1 protein-coding gene is annotated in these 279 nt (G+C 67.4%); it reads right to left on the bottom strand.

Features of this window, described 5'->3' with window-relative positions; all coding sequences use genetic code 11:
• Positions 1 to 279, bottom strand: a 279-nt coding sequence (locus tag ACLI50_RS22645) for a LysR family transcriptional regulator (RefSeq protein ID WP_411414688.1), incomplete at both ends; no start/stop codon positions are given.

The following is a 279-nucleotide window of genomic DNA, read 5'->3' as shown; positions in this document are numbered from 1 at the left end:
CCTTCGCCGATCCGCTTGATCTCGCGGTGGGTGCGGTCGAGCCGCTCCAGCACGTCGCGGGCACGTTCCAGCAGAACGCTACCGGCCTGGGTCAGCCGGATCTGGCTGCGGCTCCGGTCGATCAGGATGACGCCGAGATCGCTTTCCAGCTGCGCGATCTGCCGGCTCAGCGGCGGCTGGGCGATCGCGAGCCGCGATGCGGCACGGCCGAAATGCAATTCCTCGGCGACCGCGACGAAATAGACCAGTCGCCTGAGATCCATGACATCGTCGCGCTCG

The organism is Chryseobacterium cupriresistens (genome assembly GCF_046614675.1).
Taxonomy (GTDB): domain Bacteria; phylum Bacteroidota; class Bacteroidia; order Flavobacteriales; family Weeksellaceae; genus Chryseobacterium; species Chryseobacterium cupriresistens.
Note: the sequence above shows the minus strand (reverse complement) of the source record. Positions and strands in the feature narration are given on the sequence as shown.